Genomic DNA, 24,585 nt, shown 5'->3' on the forward strand with positions numbered 1-24,585 from the left:
AGAATTATTCCTAGTCGGTAGTTAATTGCGAGACAATACTATTTCGAATGCTCTCAGCGGATTGTTCAGATGTCGTATTCTGTCCGAATACCCAAATATGATAATCAATCATGTTTATGCGAAACGCATATCGTAACTGCTCTGGTATATCCTCAATCTCTTCTGGAGTCATTGTGATAATATTACCTGATGGGCCTTTCCGCACTTTCAGGACATTCGTTATATACACAATATTTGCCTGATTCACCACCTGTCCGGCTGGCAAAGTAATAAATTTTGCCATCATTTTTCTCCTGTTATCCGTCTGCGTGAATTATCTGTTATAAAAGATATGTTTTTCATAACATACATAGGTATCAGTAAACCGATCCTGTGTATAGGTATCCCAATCAAAATAAAGTCGGCATATCTCAGGGATCGCCTTATCATCTAAAAAATCACCTTCATACTCTATAACAAAATCGGATTCTGATTCCCCCTGATCCAGAGTGGTAATATAGGCATCTTCAAAGGTCGCTTTATCGACAATATAAAAAAGATTCGTACAATACGCATAATAGGCATCGTGACGATCATCATTTAACTGAGAGAGTACGTCTATATATTCCCAGCTCAGATGCCCTTCTTTGTTCAGTGCCTCTTTAGGAATGTCCATCCAATCGGGGAAAAAATAAGTATCGTCCTCATCTAGCTTTCCACAAGTCGTCTGTATGTCCTCTAAAAATTCCTCTTCATCTGTATACTCCAATAAATCGAACCATTCTCCGTAACCTGGATCGCGCTCGAAACGTTTTTTTGTCGTGACAAAAATAGAAGGTGTCATATTTATACCTCACATATAAATCCTATTTCTTTCTTGATGAATATTATTTTCTTTCTGTATGCATCTATGTCAAATGAGAATGGGCTATCCGCCATAAACGTAATGACATAGATGCTATTTTTATTTCATAACAGAAAAGTGTTGTCAGGCAGGGAAATTAATCAATTAAAGCTCGTATGGGTGTCCAAATTTCTTTTCCTAATTCTGCACCATAATCGAGCAATCCTTCGTATTTACGACTAAAGTCCACCGCCATTCTCTGTTCCTGTTCATAGGTCTTAAAAATGAAGTGATTCAGTAAAAAGAGTGTTGCCGTAATACCCACTTGTTCTGATGATAAATTGTCAAAAGACTCACCATTCTCTGACCAGAGTGAGTAGTTTTCACTAGGACAGATTAATATTGACCCGTTAGAAAGTTCATAAAATGAATAATGATCACCCTCATAATCTTTCGCGTATCTGTCCATCCAGTTATAAAGATATGTCTCAGCGTTCATAAAATAACACCCAAAATGACATGGCAAAAACCGCATTCTTTTGGCGTCGCTGACTTCTTTTTTCGTAATGGGTTCTCTCTCTGAAAACATAATTAATTCCTCAATGAAGGGGGTGATTAAAGATAAATAGCTGTCGTTCTAAATATTGCTATTTAATTAATTCAGTGAGGTTATTTTCTCAGGTGTGGTTTGTATGTCAAATGAGGGAGGTAAAAACAACCCATGCGATAATTAACATGGGCTATTTATTCATTTTTAATGGGAAATAGGATCACCCAACGTCATATCAATATAGGCTGGCTCTGTGAGGGAACATTCTTCAGCAGAAATAATTGACGAAACAATAAATCGAATCGGTTTTTTTTTATTATCAATGTAGGGCACAGAGACTTCAATTGTCTGCGTGTACAATTGTCCCCATTCACCGAGTTGGATCGCATTCTTTCCACTGACTAATTTCGTTCTATTAATCAAAGAAGCGGTAGCTTTCTCACGATCCAATTCTTTCCCTTTTCGCAATTCGGCATCAATGACTTTTTGTGCCGCCCAGGAATCAACGGTTGCACAATAATCTAACGCTTTTTGAGAGGGTGCTTTAGTGGCAGAGAGGGCTATGCCGGGAAAACATAATAATGCTAACAGGATAAACTTTTTCATACTCATTCCACAATTAGTTCTCTATCGACAGAACTGATGATTTCGCGCCTTGCGTCTGGCCCGACAATAATACAACCCTCAGACGCCTGTCCCGGATGCTCACGACTATCGCCATGAATACGGAACAGGTTTCTCCCATACATATTGTTGCCATTATGCGGCTCCAGAATGATAGTCATTGGCCCTTTACTGCTGGTATAGCCGCCAATACTGTACCGTCCTCGTGGGATCGGGCCTTCGCCTTTGACCGATTCTGAGGCAGGGTTATTTTTATGTGATCCTTTGCCACTATAACCCCCCCGATAAATTAATTTATCATTATGATATAAGTCACCCGAATATTGATGATAAATCCAAGCCATCTAAAACTCCTTTTTATATTTCGATGAATATTAAATGTGTTTGATTTAAAGCATTATATATGCCATTTACCACTTTATCATCGACGTATAAAAACGCGCAATAATTTCATCATCAATTATTATGTAAAAATATTAAAATATATTAAAACTTCAGCTTTATATTTTAAGTTTACATTAAGGCAATGGAAAGGGAAGTTATATTATTTTAGCCCGAATAATATTGGTTATTTTTTAAAGACTACGTTCTCATACATCCCCTGTATAGAAAATGAATATACAAAGCGTAGAACAGGTTGTGTAGCCAATAGCTACACAGCACGAATTCTTTCAATCATTCGGGAAAATATTCCTTATGCAAGACATCCCCCATTGGGGTTCCGGGCTGAGTCGTGCGTGACCATGCTTTTGCCGCCGGGAAGATTTGTATCCATTTTGATAGCGTTTCACGTCCATCTATCGTGCGGGGTTCGGGCAAACGGATATCCACATAGGAGAGAATACCTTCTGCACCGGCAAATTGTTCCGGTTTTGCCTCGATGCCATCGGGATTACCAAAAAAGGAGGAGATCAGGCGACTGAATGTGAATGATCCTTTCAGTTCGAGCACATCAAAGCGTGTTTCATAGAACCGGGCGCGATCAAAGAGGCCGTTGAGCAAGATTTGTGTTCCCTGACACTGGTAAAACTCGGCATCATAGAATTGCCCCACAAACTTGGCTTGATTAAAGATACAATTCACGAACACCGTTTCGTTGTACATCCCGTCTAATGTTGCGCCGGTAAAATCCTCATCGACAATCACACGGCGAGAATAATCCTTATTTAAACGGCGTTTATCAGCGGATTCCAGCCAATACACTTCCCGCGTTGGCCGCACTTTTCTGACCGCACTTTTCTCGTCCGCTTCCGCCACATTGCCGGGATCTGATAAACTCATGGGATATTGAGGACACATTGTCGCAATGGCTGCCTCTCGGAGCTGATCAATCACGTCGGGTTTGGCACCATGTTTCTTCGCGTTCACAATGGTATACCATATCTTGTCCAGCTCACCCTTTTTAACCAGCTCATCGAGTAAGCCCATCGCCGCATAATACTGAGGCGCATCGGGATGGTGTTTAAAATATCCCGTTAGCAACCCCGCCCGCAGTAAACGCGGTGCAGTCATACCCACCTGCTTCTCCAAATCCGGTTTCAGGTAGTTCGTCGCAACGCTTGTCCGCTGTACCCCTAATAAACGCGCAATACCCACCGTATTCAGATCCAGTATTGCCATCCATCCGCGCACATCGGACGCTCGCGGACACGCAGCATTATTCGGTACTAAACGTAATAGCTCCCGTGTGTGCGCCAGACTGCCCTTTATATAAAACCACAGTGTTTCTTTTAACTTCGGGTGCATCTCTTCTGTGGGTTCTTTTAAATAACTGTTCTCTACAAATCTCGCCCCTTGTGACATTTGTCCCCCTTTTAGACCCTTATGTCTTATCACTGTTGTAGAATTCTATGCCTAACTCGTCAAAAATTCTGTTATTTCGTTGGCGGCCATTGTTGCGCAGCATGAAGAATACGTAAAATCATCAGGATATCCCGTTCAACACGGTATATGAGTATATAGTGCGGCCTGACCACGGTTTCCCGCGTCCCTTTCAGCCGGCCACGCTTGTACATCTCAGGTTGCAGACAAGCCCGCTCTGCCGATGCTTCAAACTCATCATCAAGCACGATTGCGGCCTGTGGATTATCCTGAGCGATATAATCCATGATCTGCTCCCTGTCCGCCAAAGCCATAGGTTTCCACTCAAGGCGCATTATAATCCCTTACGTAGACTGTCTTTTTTGGACGCAAAATGACGTTTAACATCCTCATGGGCTATCGCAGGGCGCAGATCGTCAATGGACGCTTGCACCTGTGTCCTGAACCACTCATCGTAGGCAGCCGCTTCATATGCGCGTTTTAACGCGACGGCTCTATCGGGACGCGCATTCTTGCTCTGGTGTCCTGCGCTGTAGTTGGAGGCATCAACATTAAACTGGGCAATCCCAATGCTTTGCAGATAATTCACCAGCGTTTCCAATTTTTTAAACAGACGTACCTGACCACTGCGGGTAGCCGTGAGCGCACACTCTACCACGCCATATTTTACGGTCACTACCCAGCCATCAAGTGTACTCACAACCTGTGCATCACGCACCACACCCGCGTCAACCAAGCGGTATAGAGTAGAGTGATTTATCGTTTCTGTTGTCATAAGTTACCTCCAAGAGTTGCTGTGCAAGTTACAAAATAAAGTATTGCAACTAATGATAATTTGCACAATGAAAAAGAATAAAAAAAGCACTCTAATTGTGTTTGTGCATATTTACGTGTAAACTACACGACATATTAATGGAGGAAATCAATCATGACAGTAAAACAAAGAAATACCCAAAGTGTCACAATGACCATAGAAAGAAGTTTACTGAGTCGGGCACGTGAGGCAGGTATCAATTTTAGCGCAACATTTTCCGCTGCTCTGGATGCCGAATTACGTCATTATGAGGCAAAGAAATGGCAAGAAGATAACGCAGAAGCGCTAGAGGCATTAAACCGTTTTCACGATGAACATGGCTGTTTCAGTGATGAATACAGGACATTTTAATTATGCAATTCACCGTTTATTGTAATACCGGAAGAACCTCTGTTTATCCTCTGTTACTGGATGTCACCAGCGACATTATCGGGCAATTAAACCGCAGAATTGTTATTCCATTGCTGCCTATTGAAAAATATCCGGATAACAGTCACCCAGATCGCATGATCCCGCTTGTCAGACTGATAGACGACAAAGAATATGCGGTCATGACGCATGAATTGGCAAGTATACCTGTTCGCGCTTTGGGTGCGGAATTTTGTGATGCAACTCAGTACCGTGACAGAATTAAGGCAGCAATGGATTTTATCTTTGATGGCATTTAGAAATTTATAAAGGAGTGTGCTCTATGACTGAGACGGCTGCGATAGTCATTTCTTTAACGCGGATAAGATACCCTCAACAACAAGGAGGATCGCAGTAAACTTCATCGTCTCAGGCCACTCCAGCACAATATGCTCGATCACCGTTTCATTATGCCTAATGCCTACCTGCTCGTAATATTTTTTCACGGCATCAGATACTGCATCCGGCGTATCCCTACTACCACGATAATAACTTGCACGCGGTGCATCACGGCAGCGTACTTCGATGCATGGCGGGTGTATATCAGTTGCAGGTATAAATTCCCCTTCGAGTACATATACTCTCGATAACGTTCCCTCTTTCGATAAATCCAGTAAAACATATTCTGGTAGCATCTTTTCAATCAGTTTTGTCATATTCATTTTTAAATTCTCCGCTTAATTGGGTAAAGAAATAAAAAGAATGTCCACTGTGGGTTCATTGATAAATTCAAAATGTGACTTCTCACCGCCCTATCGGGCGATGCTTCTTATTTCGTTAGCCATTGCTCGATAGTATCGAGACTTACGCAGCTTCCATAAGCAGAGACGACCGTCCAGCCGCCTTTAATTCCAGAATGCCTTTATCACGGATATTGAGAGCCGCGTTTAAGTCGCGGTCTATATCCGTAGTGCCACAAGATGGACAATCCCACTGACGAACCGACAAAGGCATATCTTCCGTTTTATGACCGCAACAATGACAAGTTTTAGAGCTGGCGTACCACTGATCGAGTTTTACCAGGTGCTTACCTTGCTCTTTGGCTTTGTACTCCAGCTTTACAACAAAGCCATGCCATGAGGCATCTGCTATGTGTTTAGCCAGTTTGCGGTTTTTCATCATATTGGCTGATTTCAGTGTCTCGACTATCACCGCTTGGTTTTCGTCAACGAGAGTTCGAGAGAGTTTGTGCTGAAAATCAGCGCGAGCGTTCGCTACTTTTTCATGGCATTTGGCGACCAGCAATCTAGCTTTCGCCCGATTAGCACTGCCTTTTGCTTTTCTAGATAGCTGACGCTGCTTACGTCTGAGGTTTTTCTCAGCCCGTTTTACAAATCTTGGATTGGCTGTCTTTCTGCCATTAGATTCAATGGCAAAGTGGGACAGACCGAGATCGATACCTGTTACCTTGCTTACAGTGTGAGGTAAATCAGGCGCTTCTACTCCATCATCAACAAGAATTGATGCGTAAAATTTACCTGTTTTACTCAAACTGACTGTGATGCTTTTTACTATGCCACTGATCTCACGGTGAATATTTGCCTTAACAAGCTGCATCTTCGGGAGTTTGATTGCACTATCAAACACCTTTACGCCCACACAGTGGTAACTCGATTGCTTGCCGTGTCTACGTTTGAATTGTGGGTACTTGGCTTTCAACTTTGGGTTAAAAAAGTTATCAAAAGCTTGGTGAAGATTGATTACGGACTGTTGTAAAGCAATTGAATCGTATTGCTTCAACCATTGATATTTCCGTGATTTCTTGGCAGCCGCAAGTAGTGGTTTTATGTCTTTCTTAGGGTTCAGTGTGACACCATGCTTGCGGTACATATGGGACTTTAAATGTAAAGCTTTGTTATACGCAAAACGCACAGCACCAAACTGAGCCATTAAAAAGTCAGCTTGTTCTTGTGTTGGATAAATGCGTACTTTTGTTGCTCTTAACATTTCAGTGCTCACCTGTATAATGGCTTTATATTATTGACTTAAAAAGGTTTTGTAAAGTGAACGCGCACAATAAAGAACTGTTTCAAGACTACCTAATATTTTGCGTGCGGTAATGACATCATTGTTCTCATAGGTCACAGTGCAATAACCATGATTTGGAAATATCACATCCACCATAAATGAATCACTGGTTTCAAAATCATTAACATCAAATGTCACAGAACGCGTATCATTTTTCATGAAATTAACCTTTTTAGAGTGCATGGGAATAATCTATTTTTTCAAGCAATGAATCTATGTCAAATAAAAAGGTTTCTATTTTGGTTTTGAATAAAAATGAAATAAAAGAGCAAAGTGTACTATTTGATTTTGCTCTAACACTTTCGAAAAATATATATTTTAATCAAAGTGTTACAATGTGCTTCTTTAAGCGTGGTAGCATTTTTTGTTGTTTTAAATCAATGTATTGACTTGAAAAACTGCACACTACATGACACTTGCTAAAAATCGAAAAAAAGATCTCCTTAAAAATGGAAATGCAAAAAAGGGGAAAACAGAAAAAAGATTTTTGACACCTCAAGTTTTTCATAGATGTTTTTTGCGAAAAACAGGGAAAAAATAGCACGATAGGTGGAGTAATACACAATACACTTATACATATATTTATAATTAATTAATAATATTATATACATACCTCTTTTTTCTTTCTCTATGCCGATTATATGACGATTTTTCTATGAAAAAATCGCTCTGTACGAAGCGCAGGCAGAGATAGTACGTGACATGCCGTGCGCCAGTACGTTTAGCAAACGTTAGCTCAGTTTTTATTTGCTGCGCACCCTTTAAAAACAATGAGTTACTGGCGACGCGACATAACAACATCCGGTGCGCCTGTTATGTCGTATGATTAAGTGTTTGATAATAAACGAAATAGATAAAGCTAATTGTTAGCTGATCGTTAAAATATGTTAACAAAATGTTATTCGTGCTTCTGGCTCGTACAGAGCGGCGCGTTCCTCGACGCGCACAGAAAGAATCGCGTTACAGACTGCGCACAGCACGATTCTGCGTACAGATGGAACACACCCATGTCATAAACATAGTTGCCCCACATCGCTTATACAGCGATGTGGTAAAAAATTGAAGTGGAGTAGTAGCATTTCAAAATAATACTCGTGACTTATTATTCATTAATAATGAATTATTATGCAATTTTATTGCATATCACATACCCGCATTTTCTGTCGCTCAATAACGGCACCTTACCTGTGTGATCGTAAAAAAAGAAAAAGAGGTTAAAAAATAAAGGAACATGATTGCGTTTTTGAAATTGAATTTTTAAAAAATGAGATCGTTTTATCTTGTCTTATTGGTTAGGGGGTGTTTTTATATACAGTGTTTAAATATTGTTTAAAAGTATCTTTAATTTGACATAGGCGAATAAATGACCTATATTGATTGCATACTAGGCAATGTTGCCACTTATAGGAGAGGTTTTATCATGTTAACCAATACCGTTAAGACTCAAAAGAAAACAGCGGCAACGGCAACGATTGCCGCCGCCGCGATTGCGGATATGAAAAAAGCGAAAGAGACCGTAGAAAAACATGATCAATACAAACTGACTGGACTCGCCGAGCGTAAGACGTTAATTAATGAAGTCTATCGCGTTGCAAAAGCTGACCATAAATTAAAAGCGGAAGTATTTATTTTTTATGTCACGCAAATTGTGAAGAAAGGATCAGTGTTAGAAACGGTTCTACCCTTTTTTAAACAAGAAATTAAGAATATGTTTGATAGAGGCGAGCTGAAAGTAACCGCGATAGATAACAATACAGACGAATGCGTTAATGCTGATGTGGTATTTAATAATCTAAGGCGGTTATTTAATGCGGCAAAAAGTCGCTATGATACGGCGAAAAATGGCAGTAAAGGCGCAGACACGCGCGACGACGAGATCAAAGCAAAATCGTTTCTCGCGGTAACAAAGATGAGTGATATTGCGGAGGGGTTTACGATGCTTCCCCAAGCGCGCCAATATAAATTGATAAAGTCGCTCTTTTTGCAGCTTGATTTAACTAACCGCCTCGATTTATTGCTAGAACTGGAAGCGATGAAAGAGCAACCGATCCCCGAAATTGACGACATTAAATAATAATCAGTTGACGGTATTAACTGCCTCGCTACTAGCGGGGCTTTTTTGTGTCTATAAGTCGGCGTTAAAAGGAATAATGCTATCATTATTCCTAAGACTATGTGATAAACCACATATAATAGGACTTTTGATAGCGTAACTTTGTGCATCTCAAAAAGTATACTTTTTGATAGACTGAAAATGCGTCATTGATTAACAGCCTCGCGTTCTGCGGGGCTTTTTTGTGTCTGATAGTCTGAATAAAAAAGGGAACATTCGATTGAAACAAGGGTAATAGAAGCTATTACGCTGCGTTATGGTGTCATGTGATTATGATATTAAACTTTAATATCAATGGGTTATTTTGCGTTTTGTCTGACGGACAGAACACATTTTAGCCGCGTGGGAAGCCCCCCTTATGGGAAATTCGGTGGCCGGTACGCCCGTCGCGCGGTGGGGCAACCTCACAAGATCCTCATCGTTTTTCAAAATATACCGATGCCCCCTATGTCAACTAACACGCAGGGGTTACGCATGAAAATATTTAGTGGATAATTCCCTCATTTTTAGAGGGAATGCAGATGAAAAAATTAGTGGATGTCTTTTCTGATTTTCCAGACCCGCGTTGTCAGGGAAAGATCAGGCACAACGAGGAAAAATTACGGAGGCATTAAAGACGGTTGCTTTAGAGCCGGTATGGCATCGTTATGATAAGGAGTATGCACTGAAATATCAGGAAATATGCGTAGAATAGAATTAGTACGAAATTTATTAGGCTGCTGTGTAAAGACAATATCCTTCTCAACGATGATTTTACCCCCGATAACAAATCGACTATCAGGGAGTTTTTGCATCATAGTGGAAGAAGATAGGCAGGGGTTACGCATGAAATTTTGGTAGGCTAAAATTGATTAAATAACAGGGCTTCCATGTAGCCATTATCCCACCCGGCTGATTTCCTTCGGGCACTCAAACTCAACTTATTGTTGGTATCCCGTTTAACGATATTGAGCGCCATTTTACGTAATTGGGCAAATATTCTTGTGGCGATCTGCTCTCTCATCCGTGAATCATCTTCCCGAAAAGTGACATCCAGCACCCAGTGTAAGCTATTTTCAATAGCCCAATGTTTCCGAATGGCTGCTAACTGAAAGGCAGGAGCGTCCTGACAACTACTTAAATAATAACGAAAATAAGAGGTGACTGTTTCAGAATATTGTTCTTGCCGTATTGTTTCTGTGACCAGAAGAGCCTGAATATCTGGCCAGGAGCCTAAGTGTTTTGTTTCTGGTGTCAGCGGTAGAACCCATCCGCGTCGTCTGACGGTACGCCCATGGCTATCTTCAAATTCATCATGGTCAGGTTTCAGATAAGGTTTTTGTGTTGCCCGTTGTTGTTGAAAATAGTTAACCGCTTCCGAAAAGGTTTTTCCCTGATTGCCTTTAAGGGACAAAATATAATCGGCTCCGCTCTCGCGTAATTGCTGGGCAATCGTGCGTTGACAGCCCATCGCATCAAGCGTCACGAGATGGCCTTTCAAGGAAAGCATCGATAATAATGTGGGGATGGCCTTAATTTCGTTTGATTTTCCGTCTACAGCACACTGACATAAGCTAAGCCCTTTCTCAACGGAGAATGCACTTACCACATGTAATGGGCTTTGTTCAATTTTCTTGTCAAACGAATGGCGTAAACTTTTACCATCAATCGCAATGATCGCCCGCTTTTCTGAAGAAACATCATGAGAAACCCACTGATAAAAATGGCGTTCAAAGAGGCGGGGATTTAATAAACTGAAACAGCGCCGGAAAGTATCATGTGACGGAATACCGCCTTTGAGCGGAAGAAATGAACCCAGCCAATCCTTTTTTAGTTGACCATACTGTTCAATATCGGTCCAGGCGTTAGCGCCGGCAATGACAGCACATACCGCAATCACTAAGATATCAATAAAACGGTGCCTGATCTTTCCCTGACAACGCGGGTCTGGAAAATCAGAAAAGACATCCACTAATTTTTTCATCTGCATTCCCTCTAAAAATGAGGGAATTATCCACTAAATATTTTCATGCGTAACCCCTGTAGCCCAAACTGACACTATCTTGATTGATTTAAAATAAATCAGTATGATTAACTTTGAATCAAATAAAAATAAGGAGTCGGTAAATGAAGAGCAACATGACACAAGCAACAACCAAGGTACTGACCGCACACGTGCCACTGCCGATGGCCGACAAAGTTGACCAGATGGCAGCCCGACTTGAACGCTCACGTGGCTGGATCATGAAACAGGCACTTTCTGCATGGATCGCCCAGGAAGAGGATCGTGATCGCCTGACCCAAGAGGCGCTGGCAGACGTGGATACGGGTCGGGTTATTGATCACCTGGCGGTGCAGGCTTGGGCTGACAGCCTCGGTACCGACATGCAACTGCCGGTGCCGCGTTGATGGAACTGAAGTGGACCAGTAAGGCGCTCTCTGATTTGGCGCGCTTGTATGAATTTCTGTCTCTGGCTAACAAGCCAGCTGCTGCTAGAACCGTGCAGGCACTGACTCAGGCACCGACCATTTTGCTAACCAACCCTCGTATTGGAGAACAACTGTTCCAGTTCGAGCCACGGGAGGTTAGGGGGATTTTGGTTGGAGAGTACGAGATTCGTTACGAGGTTATTGATTCAATCATTTACGTGCTGCGGTTATGGCATACCCGAGAAAACCGTTGAGATGGCAACGTCGTCCCTAAGCCATGAGCAACCTGACGGAAATTTCGGCGGTTTTGGTGTACAACCCAACCTGGCATTTTTTGCTTAGCGTACTTTAATTTCCCTTTCGCCAAACGCCCCCGATTAGATGTGAGATCGTAGATATGCTACATCTTGCTCCCGATGCGAATAAAGCACCCTGAATTGTTCGATTAACGAGAACTGTTCAGGGAGTCGGACATCAAGAGTGTTGAAGCCTTTTTTAATACTTATTTTCCATTTCAATCCATTGCAGTTTCTTTTTTAATTCGCGAATTTCAATTTGCTCTGGCGTGATGGGCAGGGCTGTGGGGGCCTTGCCTTGCCGTTCCAGACTCAGCTGACGAACCCAGCTCCCCAAGGCCGATTTACTGACATTCATCGCTCTGGCAGCTTCTGCAATACTGTAGTTTTGAGCAAGCACTCATTGAGCTGACTCTAATTTGAATTCGGGGCTGAAACTTTTTTTTCATTATGTCATCTGTTGAATTGTCGAAGCGAGAGTATTACCTCTATTACAGTGACCAAAATTAGTGTGCCACTTCACTGTGTAGAGGTCTTTTTTTGCCCAAATGAAATAGTTTCAAATATAATTATTGAGGTATGAGATTTGAGCAGTACGCGACTATTATACGCCGCCGCGCCTGTTCAATAAATGCAGTTTTTTCATGCATTTGCAAGGGATCATCCAAGAGACGCCAGTACTGGTGCTTGGCGGGGAGTTGAGATCCTTGTTTGATCTTGCGAATTAGTGCATGGGGTGAAGTAATTTATGCAAGAGAAAAACTGCACCTTTTTGTTTATAAATTAATACTACTCTTAGACATCCTGCTTAAGGAAAATTTTATGGCTTATTCTTTGGGACGTATTGGGAGCTTTATTGAATATGAAAAAAGTCAGGGAAGGCAGTGGAGAAAAAAGGGAATAGGACAATTATATTATTCTAACTTTGTTACTGGAGGTTCACGCTATAATTACCCTATTTTATGGATTGTACTCGACTCACGGGGCAACCTAAAGAGTGTAAGTTATGAAACTGGCCACCATATGGGATACACCTTATATCTTAACGACATCTGGTTTGAATATAATGTTAATCACCATGCCAGAGATGTGCGCGCCGCTGTTGGTAGTATTCGCCAGTTTTGGCTTTAAAAAATGACGCTGATATTGACAGTATTTACTCATATCACATTCCCGCCGTTTAACGGCGGGATTGATCACTGCTTCGTGACATGTCACACCATCAAAATTATAATGTTACCTTATGCCAGCCCCACGTAGTCCAGCACGCAGCCTCACCATAGAAGCAACTTTCGGCCACGGAGAGGTTGTCACCACACTTTTCATACTGCCGCGTTGATAACGCCTGTATTTGGTTCTTTAATTCAGCATCATCTTTGCGAATAAGCAACGTCAGGTATTCAACCACTTGAAGGCTTTACTATCACAACCCTATTGCTTCAGTTAAATAAATTTACTGTAATTCATTCATATTACTTATAATCATTATTTCTAATGAAAGCTGATTTATTTATTACTCTGAATTCACACTTGTGTTTTACACAAACCTGTTCATTTATTGTTTGCCAAAAAATGAACAGGTTTGCTATGATGGCACCACCTTTAAACTTGGAAAATAAGGAGGCTAATTATGATGTTGTGTGATTTGATCGAATACTCACACTCCTTTGGTAATCGCCATAGCTCAGGCTTTCACAGTATTTCACTGCGATAATTCTGCCTGAGCGAAGCTATCCAAAAATTCCTTCCTCAGCTTACAGGGTTGTCGTCCTGACTTTACCCGGGTATTTTTATGCCTAAAAAATGAGTAAGCCATGAGCACATTATTATCTGTAAAATCAATTCATTATGAGACTCCAACTACAACTTTACTGAACGATGTCTCTTTCACTGTTCAGGTTGGCGACCATATCGGTTTGATTGGCCATAATGGAAGTGGAAAAAGTACGCTATTAAAGTTACTGACAACACAATTTTCTCCCAACAATGGCACAATTCACTATGCCGGTCACTGTGTGACTGCCTTTATCGAGCAACATTTATCAGAAGATCTGCAAAATTTGCCATTGATTGATGTGGTTCTGCAAAAATTACCTGCTGATGAACGTACAACAGAACGCTGGCGTGCGGAAGTTCTCCTGACACAGCTGGGTTTTGCTGAAACCCAGTGGGCACAGCCTGTTAGTCAGCTCAGTGGTGGGCAACACACACGTTTGCTACTGGGCAGAGCATTAATACAGGAACCAGACCTGCTATTACTGGATGAACCAAGTAATCATTTGGATTTACCTACCCTATTGTGGCTCGGCAATTTTCTTCAATCCTGGAAAGGGAGTTTTGTTTTGGTTTCCCACGATCAGGCTCTGCTTGATAAAGTCACCAATTGCACATGGATATTGCGCGACAAGACTCTTCATTTTTATCGCTTACCCTGTTCCAGGGCTCGTCAGGCTCTTGCAGAAAAAGATATGAGTGATGAGCATCGTCACCGGTCTGAACAGAAAGAAATTAATCGTATCGCAGCCAGTGCCAAACGCCTTGCAATCTGGGGGCGCGTTTATGATAACGAGGATCTGGCACGTAAAGCGAAACAGATGGAAAAACAGATTGAGCGTCTGAAAGATGTACAGACAGTGTTAACTGAAGGTTACCAGTGGCAGCTGACACTAACCGGCCAGCCTATTCAGGCTGATCGCGTTCTTGAACTTGACCATGCCACAGTCACGGTACAGGATAATCTGAACCCATTATTTACTACTCGTTTTCATCAGGTAAAGAGTGGTGATCGCATTGCTATCATCGGTGCCAATGGTTGCGGTAAATCAACCTTTTTACAATTGCTATGGCAACGTTATCTCTCAGAAATACGCCACAGTTCCGAGATCAAATTCCATCCAACCATTACAGCAGGCTATTATGATCAACAGTTACACCAATTGCATGATAATGACAGCCTGACAGATGCATTACGTCCATTTGCAGCACTGACAGACGAACAGCGCAAGATGGCTTTGATTGGTGCCGGTTTTGCTTACCCGCGCCATCAACAGAAAGTGATTACTCTCAGTGGGGGTGAACGTTCAAGGTTGCTGTTTGTAGGGCTGAGTCTGGCAAAGTATGAATTGCTTATAATGGATGAGCCGACCAACCACTTGGATATTGAGGGTAAAGAAGCTCTGTGCGAACAAATTGCGACATTTGGTGGTGCATTACTCGTTGTTAGCCATGATCGTTGGTTGATCGAAAACAGTTGTCAGCGTTTCTGGTTTATCAATAACAACCAGTTGGAAGAGTATCACGATGTTGAGGCTATTTATCAGCAAATTGAACAGATAAACCAGCAGCCAAGTAAACAGAATGAGTACATCGGCTATGCATCTCATATTGCCGACGGTGGGTTACAACCAGCCTTATTGTTACTGGAGGAACAATTACTGGAGCGACTGTTTCATCTTGAAGAAAAACTGGAAGCTGACAAGAATCGCAAGATGACTCATCAGAAACCACACCTTCAGCAACAATGGATAGAGGAGATACAGAAAATACAAGCTCAGTTGAACCTGTAATTCGTTATTCGTAACAGGTGTACGCTGACCTGAAAATGGTAATACTACGGTGATGCCTGACCTTTCTGCAAGGCTCGCATCACCTCATTAAAAATCCATTTTTCAACCCTTTCTATTGATGGGAGTCCACAACAGTAAGTAATCTTCCGGTGAGGCCGAAGCCCTCTCTGTATAGTATGACGGTCTTTTAGAAAAAATTTCCCGGCAATGTGGGCTTATTCAACGCGTCTTTATCCCAAAATGCATTCAAGACACCACAAAGAAAAATAATAAAAAAACAGTATATTGAATGAATGTTTTGAAAAAATTAATTATTAAGAACCCGTATATGAATTTTCCTATAAATATCATACAAGGGCTTAATAATCTTTGTTTTCCCATGATATTGGTGAATGATTCTGCCCTGGGATGTAGGACAATATGAAACCAGCTCTGTTGGCTTCATATTGTCATCAAATTAACTTGTATTTATTATCCTTAAGTTATGTGTTTATGATTTCTCTACGAATAATGGAAACTGCACTGACAATATTTTCGTGATAACAATCATCAACCACTCTGATAGTCAATGGAGCGTGTAACCAATGTGAAAGATTATTGTCCGGTATTTTCGCTACCAATTGATTTATCAATAATCCAACCCCTTCTTTATGGCCCGGATTTATTTTACCTGCTTTAAATAAAGTTATTTTCGAATGTGTTAATTTTCCACTTAAATCACAATTGACCATTTTGCATTCAATGGGTACGGTTTCTAACACTTTATTGATATAAGTGTCGCTTGCTCCCTTTTCATGCAATACGCGTGTAATTTCATTATAGGCATATGACATATTTAGGTTATTTCTTAGATCTTTTATCTCATCATTATTAATGATGGTATCCAATATAAATAACTGAATGTCTTTTGCACCGAGCTGTTCAAATTGGAATGCAATCTCCATCGCTAATTGCCCACCCAGTGACCATCCTAAAATCCGGATAGGTTCCTCAATAGACGTTTCGCTCAGAATTAACTTCATATAGATTTGGGCTATCTGCTGCAATGAGTCAATTTGATTGTCTGTACAGAGATTATAATTATCGATGCCTATGCAGTTATAGATATCAGATAAGGCATTCGCCAAAGGTTCATAGACTTCACTCCCGCAATTGGCTGCATGGATCATAAATAATTTGTTTCTCGCCGTTGATGTTGGCGTTAAAAAATTAAGCAGATTGGCTTGAGAACGGCCTGATTCCAGCCATTGGGATAACAAAGAAATACATTTATGGCTAAACAGGATATTTAAAGGAATATCAATACCTACTTTACTGCGCATGGCTCCGGTCAGTTTAATCGCCATCAGCGAGTTACCACCCATACGGAAGAAATTATCCGCGATACCAATGCGTTCTATACCCAGTATTTCTTGCCAGATAGCACATAGCTGAATTTCCAGTTGATTGCGGGGAGCAATATAGCTGTCCCTGTTTCCCCATTCGGGTTCTGGCAGGGCGCGACGATCCAGCTTGCCGTTCAGCGTTAATGGTACGGACTCAATTCGGGTAAAACTACTGGGTATCATGTATTCAGGCAAACAGAAGGAAAGGTGTTTAATCAGGTTCTCATCGGATAATTCGCCGTCCGTGACCTCTGTTACCAGATAAGCCGCAAGAATACTATTCCCTTTATGTTCACGGTCAATCACCACCGCTTGTTTCACCTGAGGATGGTCAGTGAGGGCGCTTTCGATTTCTCCCAGTTCAATACGGTAACCGCGGATCTTGACCTGAAAATCGTTGCGTCCAAGGTATTCCAGTTCACCGTTTGGCAACCAGCGCACGATATCACCTGTTTTATACAAGCGGGTGTAACCTTTGGCTCTATCTTCTGCTGTAGCAAATGGATTTGCCACAAAATATTCAGCGGTCAGTTCAGGCCGATTCCAGTATCCCCGGGTCAGGCCAGCACCGCCGATATGCAGCTCTCCTGGTGCTCCGATGGGAACTGGATTGCCATCACCATCAAGCACATACAGACGAGTATTGTCGATGCCTTTGCCGATAGCCCGATCTCCGTCCTGCAATAAATGCTGGGTTGCACAGACGGTAATTTCAGTCGGACCATATTGATTGAATACTGTAATTTCTGGGCGTAAATTCAGTGCATTCAAGGCTTCGCCACCAGTATGGATAATCTGCAAAGTAGATTGAAGCAATTGAGTGGAAAAATGGTTCATCAAAGCGGTTGGAATAAACGCCTTGGTAATTTCATGCGTATTGATAAATGCCAACAGTTGTTCACTGTCTTTTGTCACAGAGACAGGAGCAATAAACAGGGAACTGCCTGCCAGTAAGGCAGGGAAGATCTCAAAGACAGAAGCATCAAATACGTAATTGGAGAAAAACAGCGCCTTGGTTTGCGGGCACAGCAAATGTGTTCGGGCGATAAATTGGCTTAAATTATTGATGCTGAAATGCTCAATCATAACGCCTTTGGGCTGACCGGTGGTGCCAGAGGTATAGATGATATACGCCAGATCGTTGGGCTTGTTGATTGGCGTCAGATTTTCCATTGGCAGGTCTGCCGTAATAATCCGATCATCTGTCGATATCAGTGTTGGTTGCTCTGAAAGTGTTTGAGAATATTCCGCCAGTGCCGTCAGATGTCGTTGCTGGGTAATAACACAAGAAGCCGCAATATCGGACAGAATAAAGCGGATTCTTTCCGGTGGATATTCCGGTGAAATGGGCACATAAGCGCCGCCGGCTTTCAGTACGGCCAGAATACTGACCACCATCTCCAGACTGCGATCAAGATAAAGGGCTATTAGTGTATCTGCCTGCATAGGCGCATTAAGCCGTTGTTGGTAATATTCACGGATGACACAAGCCAATTGGTTTGCCCGCTCATTGAGCTGGCAGTAGGTTAGTGTTTCTCCTTCAAATACCAGTGCTACGCTATCAGGTGTTTTTTCTACCTGAGCCTCAAACAATTGTTGCAGGGTTTTGTCCTGCGGATAAGGCGTATCCGTCTGGTTCCAGTTGTGCAACAGGGTATGGCGATCTTCTTCACTGAGGAGCATGATTGATGTATGCGGTTGGTACGGATCGCAGGCGACGGCATGCAGAATACGTTCAACCTGATCAAGCAAACGTTGTGCTTGTTTATGGGTTATCCATTCTTCGCCATAATTCAATGTCACGATGAGACTGTTATCGGGTTCGTAGGCTATCAGCGATAATGGATAATCGGTTTTTTCGATCGCATTGCGGAACGTTAAGGTATTTTCGATACGGTCGCTGTCCGTGCCTTCACCAATTGAGGGCGCAGGATAATTTTCAAAAACCAACAAGGAGTGGAATAAACGCTCCCCGTCAGATTGTAAGTTGGTGAGTGGTACGGCACTGTAGCTGTTAAGCGCAGCGATATCTTGCTGTATGTCTTGTAATGTGCTGAGAATATTGTTTGTTTTGCTCCACTGCACTATCAATGGCAGGGTATTGATATACAAGCCGACACTGGACTCAATACCTTCTACCGGCACATCGCGTCCCGATACTGTGGTTCCCACAATGGTTTGTTCATCCCCGGTGTAACTGTGCAGTAATTTGTGCCAGGCAAATTGCAGCATGGCATTTAACGTAATACCTTGCTCACGGCACATTTTTTTAAGCTGCTGATAAACATCCCCCTGTAGGGTGATAGTTTGCTCCATTGGGTTTTCTATCGATTTTATCTGTGCCAAATCAACATCATGGCTTAACAACGCTGAGAGATCATTGATGACGTGGAATTGTGCCTTGCGTTCAGCCCAATACGCGTCAGCTTCTGATTTATGATCCAAATAGTATTGCTGGGTTGCCAGATAAGCTTTATCTGCCACTATTTGGGGATTACGGCCTTGTGTCAGTTGGTTGTAATACTCATGTACGGTTTGCAATAAAATCGGGTTACTCCAGCCGTCAATAATGCAGTGGTGTTGTGTGATCAGAACTGTTATCAGATGTTCATGCTGTTTAATTAAGGTAAAACGGATTAATCCGGGCTGACTGAAATCAAAAGGCAGGGTACGGTCATGCTGTTGGATCTCTTCAATCGCTTTGCTCCGTTCTTCTGCTGATAATTGGCTGATATCTTTGATCTCGAAATTTTCTGCACTGATACTCGCGTCTTTAGTTGCGATTTGCAAAATTTCTTCTTCCCAGTTAAATGCTGTTCTGAGGATGGGAAAACGCAGCGAAGCCAGAATCCAAGCTTGTTGGTAGACAGAAATGTCGAGTTGTGTGTGATAATCCAACAGGAGTTGCACACGGTAGGCATCATCTTGCGGCTGGGTCAAATGATGATAAATAAATCCCTGTTGCAAGCTGGTGGCTGGGTACAATGCTTCAATCTGGTATCTCTGTTGAAGATGGCGTAACAGCTTGATTGAAATCCCTTCAATACCGTAATCACTGGGGGTTTTTACTCCCCCGGATTTAGCTTGTTTCTGACCCGTTGTGATGACTGAATGAAGAGCTTGCTCAAAGGCTGTGATAAACATGTTTGTTTGCGCTTCTGACAAGCGGGAACTGACACTGAATTGCAGTTTGCCCGCTTGAATCAGGCCATTAATATTCAGCAACAAATGGCTATGATTATCGTCTGCCACTACCGTTCCGCAATCATCGCTGGTCAGTGACCAGTTTTGCCCGGTTTCTCCGCCTAATTGTCCGAGGTAGTTGAAACTGATCGCCGGCAAATCGCCGGTTAAATATCCGGCCTGCCGTAACGTTCCATAACCAATGCCTTTATTTGGCACCGCACGAAGCATTTCTTTGGTGTGAATAATGGTTTCTGCAATATCAGCCTGCATGACCAGACGAACAGGATATACAGTTGTAAACCAGCCAACGGTTTCGGAGACGTCGAGTGTGCTGTCGATGGTTTCCCGACCATGGCCTTCGAGTGTGATGTGATTGATCGGTTTTGAGAAAACGGCATGTAATGCCAGTGTGAGGGCACTGAGTAGTAAATCATTAATTTCGGTTTGATAACCTGCATTAGCTTCACGCAGCAGAACGTCAGTCAACTCAGTGGAGATGCCCAGCGTGTGATGACTGGCTTCTCCTGATGCAGAGTGGGTATTGTTTCCTGCGGTAACCTGCTGCCAGTAGGAAGTTTCTTGCTGATGGCATTCTGCATAGTGATGGACGGCATTAACCCATTGCCGATAGCTACTGGTTTTCGCCGGAAGGGTTTCGCCTTGCAACAATGTTTCGTTTTGTAAAAACCGACGGATATCTTCAGCAATAATTCGCCACGACACCACATCAATAATCAGGTGATGGAATGCGAAGAACAGACGGGCGCTGCCATCAGCGTATCCGGTCAGGTGACCCGCTTGCCATAATGGCCCGTTGTTGTAATCGAATCCACTTTGCCATCGGGTCAATTGTTGATGCAGTTCAGCTTTATTTAACTTGCTGATATCACAACGCAGTAATGTAGGCAGCCAAGACGGCATTTCTGCGAAATAACATTGGCGACGGGCTGATTTTGTGTCGGTATGCTTTGTACCAATAAAACAGGCACGTAACATATCATGTCGCTCAGTCAGGATAGTTAAAGCCTGTTCAATCGTGGCGTGATTGATATCGCCGGGCAACCGGATCATAAATGCCTGATTCCAATGGTGTGGACTCGATAAATTCCAGTTGAAGAAGTCCTGTTGGATAGGCAGCAGACCAAAACTTCCGTTTAATAGTCCCTGCTCTGCAACGACTTTTTCTGTAGCAGAAGTTTGTATTAACAATTGAGCTAACTGAGCCACGGTTGGTGCTTCAAAAATCGATTTAACCTGAAGGGAGAAGCCGGCCTGACGCAGTCTGGAAACCAGCTGGATACTGACAATTGAATCCCCGCCAATGCGGAAAAAGTTATCCTCAATGCCGATGTATTCCAGCCCCAATGCTTCTTTCCAGATAGCACATAGCTGGTTTTCCAGTGCATTGCGGGGCGCGACATGGTTATCCCTGTTTCCCCAACTTGGTTCAGGTAAGGCACGGCGATCCACTTTACCGTTTTGGGTCAGCGGCATGGATTCCATGCGGGTAAAACTGGCTGGCAGCATATATTCAGGCAGGCGTTCGGATAAGTGCCCAGTCAGCATTTCATCTGACAACGTTCCCTCTGTGACCAGATAAGCCGCCAGTACTTTATGCCCGTTATTTTCATGTACAGTGACTACCGCCTGCTTGACTTGTGGGTGGGAGGTCAGGGCATTTTCGATTTCGCCCAGCTCAATGCGGAAACCGCGCAGCTTGACCTGAAAATCATTGCGGGCAAGGTATTCGATATTGCCGTCCGGTAACCAGCGGGCGAGATCACCGGTTTTATACATTCTTGCCCCCGGCTCCGGGGAGAACGGATCGATGAGGAAACGCTCTGCCGTCAGTTCAGGGCGATTCAGATAACCGCGGGCAACGCCATCGCCCCCAATATGGATTTCCCCCGCTGCCCCGATGGGAACGGGCTGGCCCAGTTTGTTCAGGATATAAATGCGGGTATTACTGATAGGCTGCCCGATAGGGAGTGTTCCGTTTTCATCTTCGATCACTGGAATATTGTAGGCCGTGGCGAATGTGGTGGTTTCTGTCGGCCCGTAAACATGCAGCAGGTGGGTGGGCGCCTGTTCCGCTCTGAGGCGGATGGCGGCCCGGTGATCACTTTTTTCGCCCCCGAACAGGACATAACGCAGGCCTGACAATGACGGGGCAATTAAACGCGCATATTGGTTAAACAGGGCCGTGGTCAGGAACAGGGCGCTGACTTTTTCTGATGACAGGCACTGACCAAAATGGGTGGGTTGCAACAGAATTTTTTCCGGGATCAGCAGAAGACGGGCACCCTGTACTAAACCAGCCCACACTTCCCACGTGGCGGCATCGAATGAAATATTGGCACAATGGGCGATGCAGTCATCGGGACCGATATCGGCAAAGCCATTGTTGATAATCAGGCGCAGGACACTGCGGTGCTCGACCATCACGCCTTTCGGCTGTCCGGTGGAGCCGGAGGTGTAGATCACATAGGCCAGATGGCGTGATGTCAGCCCCAGTGCTTGCGTATCCGGATTATTGTCCGGCAGGGTTTCAAGGCACAGCGCCTGATTATCGAGCAATATTGTCGGGATGGTGCGGGTCAGTTTTTCAGCCAGAGTGGTCAGCGTCAATAAGGCCACGGGAGCGGCATCTTCAAGCATATAAGCCAGCCGTTCTGCCGGATAGGCCGGATCGAGCGGCACATAGGCTCCGCCCGCCTTGAGGATGGCGAGTATCCCCGCCACCATGTCCGGGCTGCGTTCGAGGCAAAGGGCAACCCGATCATCCGGCCGTACCCCCAGTGCCATCAGGTGATGAGCCAGACGGTTGGCACGCCGGTTGAGTTCACCATAGCTTATCCGTTGCTCTTCAAATATGACGGCGATGGTCTCGGGGCGTTGGGCGGCCTGCGCTTCAAACAGCTGTTGCAGGGTCTTGTCCTGCGGATAAGGCGCATCCGTCTGGTTCCAGCTGTGCAGCAGAGTATGATGTTCTTCATTACTGAGGAAAGTTATTGATGTATGTGGCTGGCCTGGGTTGTATGCTACCGCGTGCAGAACCCGCTCAAGCTGGCAAAGCAAACGTTGTGCCTGTTTTTCCGTCAGCCAGTCTTCACCATAACTGAATTTTATTGTTAAACAGTTATTGTGTTCGTAAGACATCAACAGAACCGGGTAATCTACTTTTTCGACAGCACGGCGGAATGTCAGGGTGTGCTCTATACCTTCCTTGTTTTCGTTCGCTTCTGGAAGAGGATAATTTTCAAAGACCAGCAGGCTATGGAATAACCGTTCTCCATTAGATTGCAAGTCAGATAGAGAGATATCACTGTGGCTGTTGAGTGCGGCAATATCTTTCTGGATATTTTGTAAAACAGCATCGATACTGTCTGCTTGATCCCATTGCACCATTAGTGGCAACGTATTGATATACAAGCCAACACTGGACTCAATTCCTTCCACTGGTACATCGCGTCCTGATACGGTGGTGCCGACAATGGTTTGCTCATCCCCGGTGTAACTGTGCAGAAGTTTATGCCAGGCGAATTGCAGTGCCACATTCAGAGTGATTCCCTGCGTCCGGCACGTATCTTTTAGTTGCTCATAAGTGTTTCCCTGTATCGTGAATATCTGTTCGGCAGGTTTTTCAACGGTTTTTATCTGCATTAAATCAACACGATGACTTAACAAGGATGAAAAATCATTCATTCTGCCGAATTGAGATTTGCGTTCAGCCCAATAAGCCTCGGATTCTGATTTATGATCCAGATAATATTGCTGGGTTGCCAGATAGGCTTTATCTGCCACTATTTTTGGTGTGCGTCCTTGCGTAAGTTCATTGTAATACTCATGCACGGTTTGCAATAAAATCGGGTAACTCCAGCCGTCAATAATGCAATGATGTAGCGTGACCAAAACAGTTGTGAGCTGTTCATCCTGTTTGATGAAAGTGAAACGGATTAATCCCGGCTGACTTAAATCAAAAGACAAGATACGGTCATTTTGTTGGATCGCATCAATCGCCTTGTTTCGCTCTTCTTCTGACAAGTGGCTGATATCTTTGGTCGTAAAATGCTTCGATCCAATACTGGAACCTTCTGTCACTATCTGTAATATTTTTCCTTCCCAATCAAATGCGGTTCTGAGGATAGGAAAACGCAGTGACGCCAGAGACCATGCTTGCTGATAGACGGCAAGATCCACATGAGTATGGTAATCCAACAGAAGTTGTACACGGTAAGCATCGTCCTCTGGTTGTGCCAGATGATGATAGATAAAACCCTGCTGCAAGCTGGTGGCAGAAAATATCGCTGCAATTTTATTTTTGGGCGAGATGGCAGAACCCGCCAAATCAGTGCGGTTTTCATTGGAAATGAAACGGTTAAATTCTTCTTCAGAGAAGATACTTTTTTCGTTTAAAAAATCTAATATGCTTTCTCTTCTCTGCTTAACTTCATCAATAAGTTGAACAGGGGGAGCTTCCCCTGTAAATGCCAGTTTTAATTTATTCTCACAGACCCATACTGATACATGATTTTTGTTAAGTTCTTTAAATAGCATCAACA

The 24,585-nt window shown here is 43.3% G+C and carries 19 protein-coding genes and 2 pseudogenes; 7 read left to right on the forward strand and 14 right to left on the reverse strand.

All coding sequences use genetic code 11. The features are described 5' to 3' along the window. Positions 1-10: 10 nt before the first annotated feature. The 8 genes from AC5JQI_RS08795 to AC5JQI_RS08830 all read right to left on the reverse strand — a co-directional run bounded on the left by AC5JQI_RS08795 (position 11) and on the right by AC5JQI_RS08830 (position 4,593). A complete protein-coding gene (locus AC5JQI_RS08795; RefSeq protein WP_493914443.1) occupies positions 11-286 on the reverse strand; it encodes a hypothetical protein in 276 nt (91 codons plus the stop codon). Between the two features lie 27 nt (positions 287-313). Next, positions 314-823 (reverse strand): antirestriction protein ArdA, encoded by a 510-nt coding sequence (locus tag AC5JQI_RS08800; RefSeq protein ID WP_493914444.1) that lies wholly within the window; start codon positions 821-823, stop codon positions 314-316. Between the two features lie 157 nt (positions 824-980). After that, complete coding sequence (locus AC5JQI_RS08805) at positions 981-1,412, reverse strand: antirestriction protein (protein ID WP_493914445.1); 432 nt, start codon at positions 1,410-1,412, stop codon at positions 981-983. Between the two features lie 165 nt (positions 1,413-1,577). After that, entirely contained in the window at positions 1,578-1,979 is a 402-nt protein-coding gene (locus tag AC5JQI_RS08810; RefSeq protein WP_493914446.1) for a hypothetical protein, read from the reverse strand. Between the two features lie 2 nt (positions 1,980-1,981). Further along, positions 1,982-2,341 carry a tlde1 domain-containing protein gene (locus AC5JQI_RS08815; protein ID WP_493914447.1) on the reverse strand — a complete coding sequence of 120 codons (360 nt, stop codon included), beginning with the start codon at positions 2,339-2,341 and terminating at the stop codon, positions 1,982-1,984. Between the two features lie 331 nt (positions 2,342-2,672). Further along, positions 2,673-3,800 (reverse strand): hypothetical protein, encoded by a 1,128-nt coding sequence (locus tag AC5JQI_RS08820; RefSeq protein ID WP_493914448.1) that lies wholly within the window; start codon positions 3,798-3,800, stop codon positions 2,673-2,675. A gap of 71 nt (positions 3,801-3,871) precedes the next feature. After that, positions 3,872-4,153, reverse strand: coding sequence for a type II toxin-antitoxin system RelE/ParE family toxin (locus AC5JQI_RS08825; protein WP_493914449.1), 282 nt, complete (start codon positions 4,151-4,153; stop codon positions 3,872-3,874). After that, on the reverse strand, positions 4,153-4,593 hold the full coding sequence (locus tag AC5JQI_RS08830; RefSeq protein ID WP_493914450.1) for an antitoxin PaaA2 family protein: 441 nt from the start codon (positions 4,591-4,593) through the stop codon (positions 4,153-4,155). Before AC5JQI_RS08830 ends, AC5JQI_RS08825 begins: the two co-directional genes overlap by 1 nt. Before the next feature lie 153 nt (positions 4,594-4,746). Between AC5JQI_RS08830 and AC5JQI_RS08835 the strand changes: the two genes are divergently transcribed. Next, positions 4,747-4,983: a type II toxin-antitoxin system CcdA family antitoxin gene (locus tag AC5JQI_RS08835; RefSeq protein WP_493914451.1), complete on the forward strand. Its 237-nt coding sequence runs from the start codon at positions 4,747-4,749 to the stop codon at positions 4,981-4,983. A gap of 2 nt (positions 4,984-4,985) precedes the next feature. After that, positions 4,986-5,300: a CcdB family protein gene (locus tag AC5JQI_RS08840; protein WP_493914452.1), complete on the forward strand. Its 315-nt coding sequence runs from the start codon at positions 4,986-4,988 to the stop codon at positions 5,298-5,300. A gap of 45 nt (positions 5,301-5,345) precedes the next feature. Here the strand turns inward: AC5JQI_RS08840 and AC5JQI_RS08845 are convergent, their stop codons facing one another. The 3 genes and pseudogenes from AC5JQI_RS08845 to AC5JQI_RS08855 form a co-directional block, all read right to left on the reverse strand. Continuing rightward, positions 5,346-5,702, reverse strand: coding sequence for a hypothetical protein (locus AC5JQI_RS08845; protein ID WP_493914453.1), 357 nt, complete (start codon positions 5,700-5,702; stop codon positions 5,346-5,348). A 107-nt stretch (positions 5,703-5,809) separates the two neighbouring features. Further along, positions 5,810-6,987: pseudogene (locus tag AC5JQI_RS08850) on the reverse strand (RNA-guided endonuclease TnpB family protein). A gap of 30 nt (positions 6,988-7,017) precedes the next feature. Next, the gene (locus tag AC5JQI_RS08855; RefSeq protein WP_493914454.1) at positions 7,018-7,227 is read right to left on the reverse strand and encodes a hypothetical protein; all 210 of its coding nucleotides are present in this window, start codon (positions 7,225-7,227) and stop codon (positions 7,018-7,020) included. A gap of 1,204 nt (positions 7,228-8,431) precedes the next feature. On the opposite strand from AC5JQI_RS08855, the gene AC5JQI_RS08860 reads away from it, so the two are divergent. Then, positions 8,432-9,142 (forward strand): hypothetical protein, encoded by a 711-nt coding sequence (locus AC5JQI_RS08860; RefSeq protein WP_493914455.1) that lies wholly within the window; start codon positions 8,432-8,434, stop codon positions 9,140-9,142. An 880-nt stretch (positions 9,143-10,022) separates the two neighbouring features. Here AC5JQI_RS08860 and AC5JQI_RS08865 read toward each other — a convergent pair. Further along, positions 10,023-11,144: an ISAs1 family transposase gene (locus AC5JQI_RS08865; protein WP_493912134.1), complete on the reverse strand. Its 1,122-nt coding sequence runs from the start codon at positions 11,142-11,144 to the stop codon at positions 10,023-10,025. A gap of 143 nt (positions 11,145-11,287) precedes the next feature. On the opposite strand from AC5JQI_RS08865, the gene AC5JQI_RS08870 reads away from it, so the two are divergent. Continuing rightward, on the forward strand, positions 11,288-11,569 hold the full coding sequence (locus tag AC5JQI_RS08870; RefSeq protein ID WP_493914456.1) for a CopG family ribbon-helix-helix protein: 282 nt from the start codon (positions 11,288-11,290) through the stop codon (positions 11,567-11,569). Continuing rightward, the gene (locus tag AC5JQI_RS08875; RefSeq protein WP_493914457.1) at positions 11,569-11,844 is read left to right on the forward strand and encodes a type II toxin-antitoxin system RelE/ParE family toxin; all 276 of its coding nucleotides are present in this window, start codon (positions 11,569-11,571) and stop codon (positions 11,842-11,844) included. Before AC5JQI_RS08870 ends, AC5JQI_RS08875 begins: the two co-directional genes overlap by 1 nt. A gap of 165 nt (positions 11,845-12,009) precedes the next feature. On the opposite strand, the pseudogene AC5JQI_RS08880 reads toward AC5JQI_RS08875, so the two are convergent. Next, positions 12,010-12,286: pseudogene (locus tag AC5JQI_RS08880) on the reverse strand (transposase); the annotation flags it as partial. Between the two features lie 422 nt (positions 12,287-12,708). Here AC5JQI_RS08880 and AC5JQI_RS08885 point away from each other — a divergent pair. Next, positions 12,709-13,017: a hypothetical protein gene (locus tag AC5JQI_RS08885; RefSeq protein WP_493914458.1), complete on the forward strand. Its 309-nt coding sequence runs from the start codon at positions 12,709-12,711 to the stop codon at positions 13,015-13,017. Between the two features lie 683 nt (positions 13,018-13,700). After that, positions 13,701-15,452 (forward strand): ABC-F family ATP-binding cassette domain-containing protein, encoded by a 1,752-nt coding sequence (locus AC5JQI_RS08890; RefSeq protein ID WP_493914459.1) that lies wholly within the window; start codon positions 13,701-13,703, stop codon positions 15,450-15,452. Positions 15,453-15,934: 482 nt separating this feature from the next. Here AC5JQI_RS08890 and AC5JQI_RS08895 read toward each other — a convergent pair whose 3' ends face one another. After that, the gene (locus AC5JQI_RS08895; RefSeq protein WP_493914460.1) at positions 15,935-24,580 is read right to left on the reverse strand and encodes an amino acid adenylation domain-containing protein; all 8,646 of its coding nucleotides are present in this window, start codon (positions 24,578-24,580) and stop codon (positions 15,935-15,937) included. Positions 24,581-24,585: the final 5 nt, after the last annotated feature.

This window comes from Xenorhabdus sp. XBWT (genome assembly GCF_059072735.1).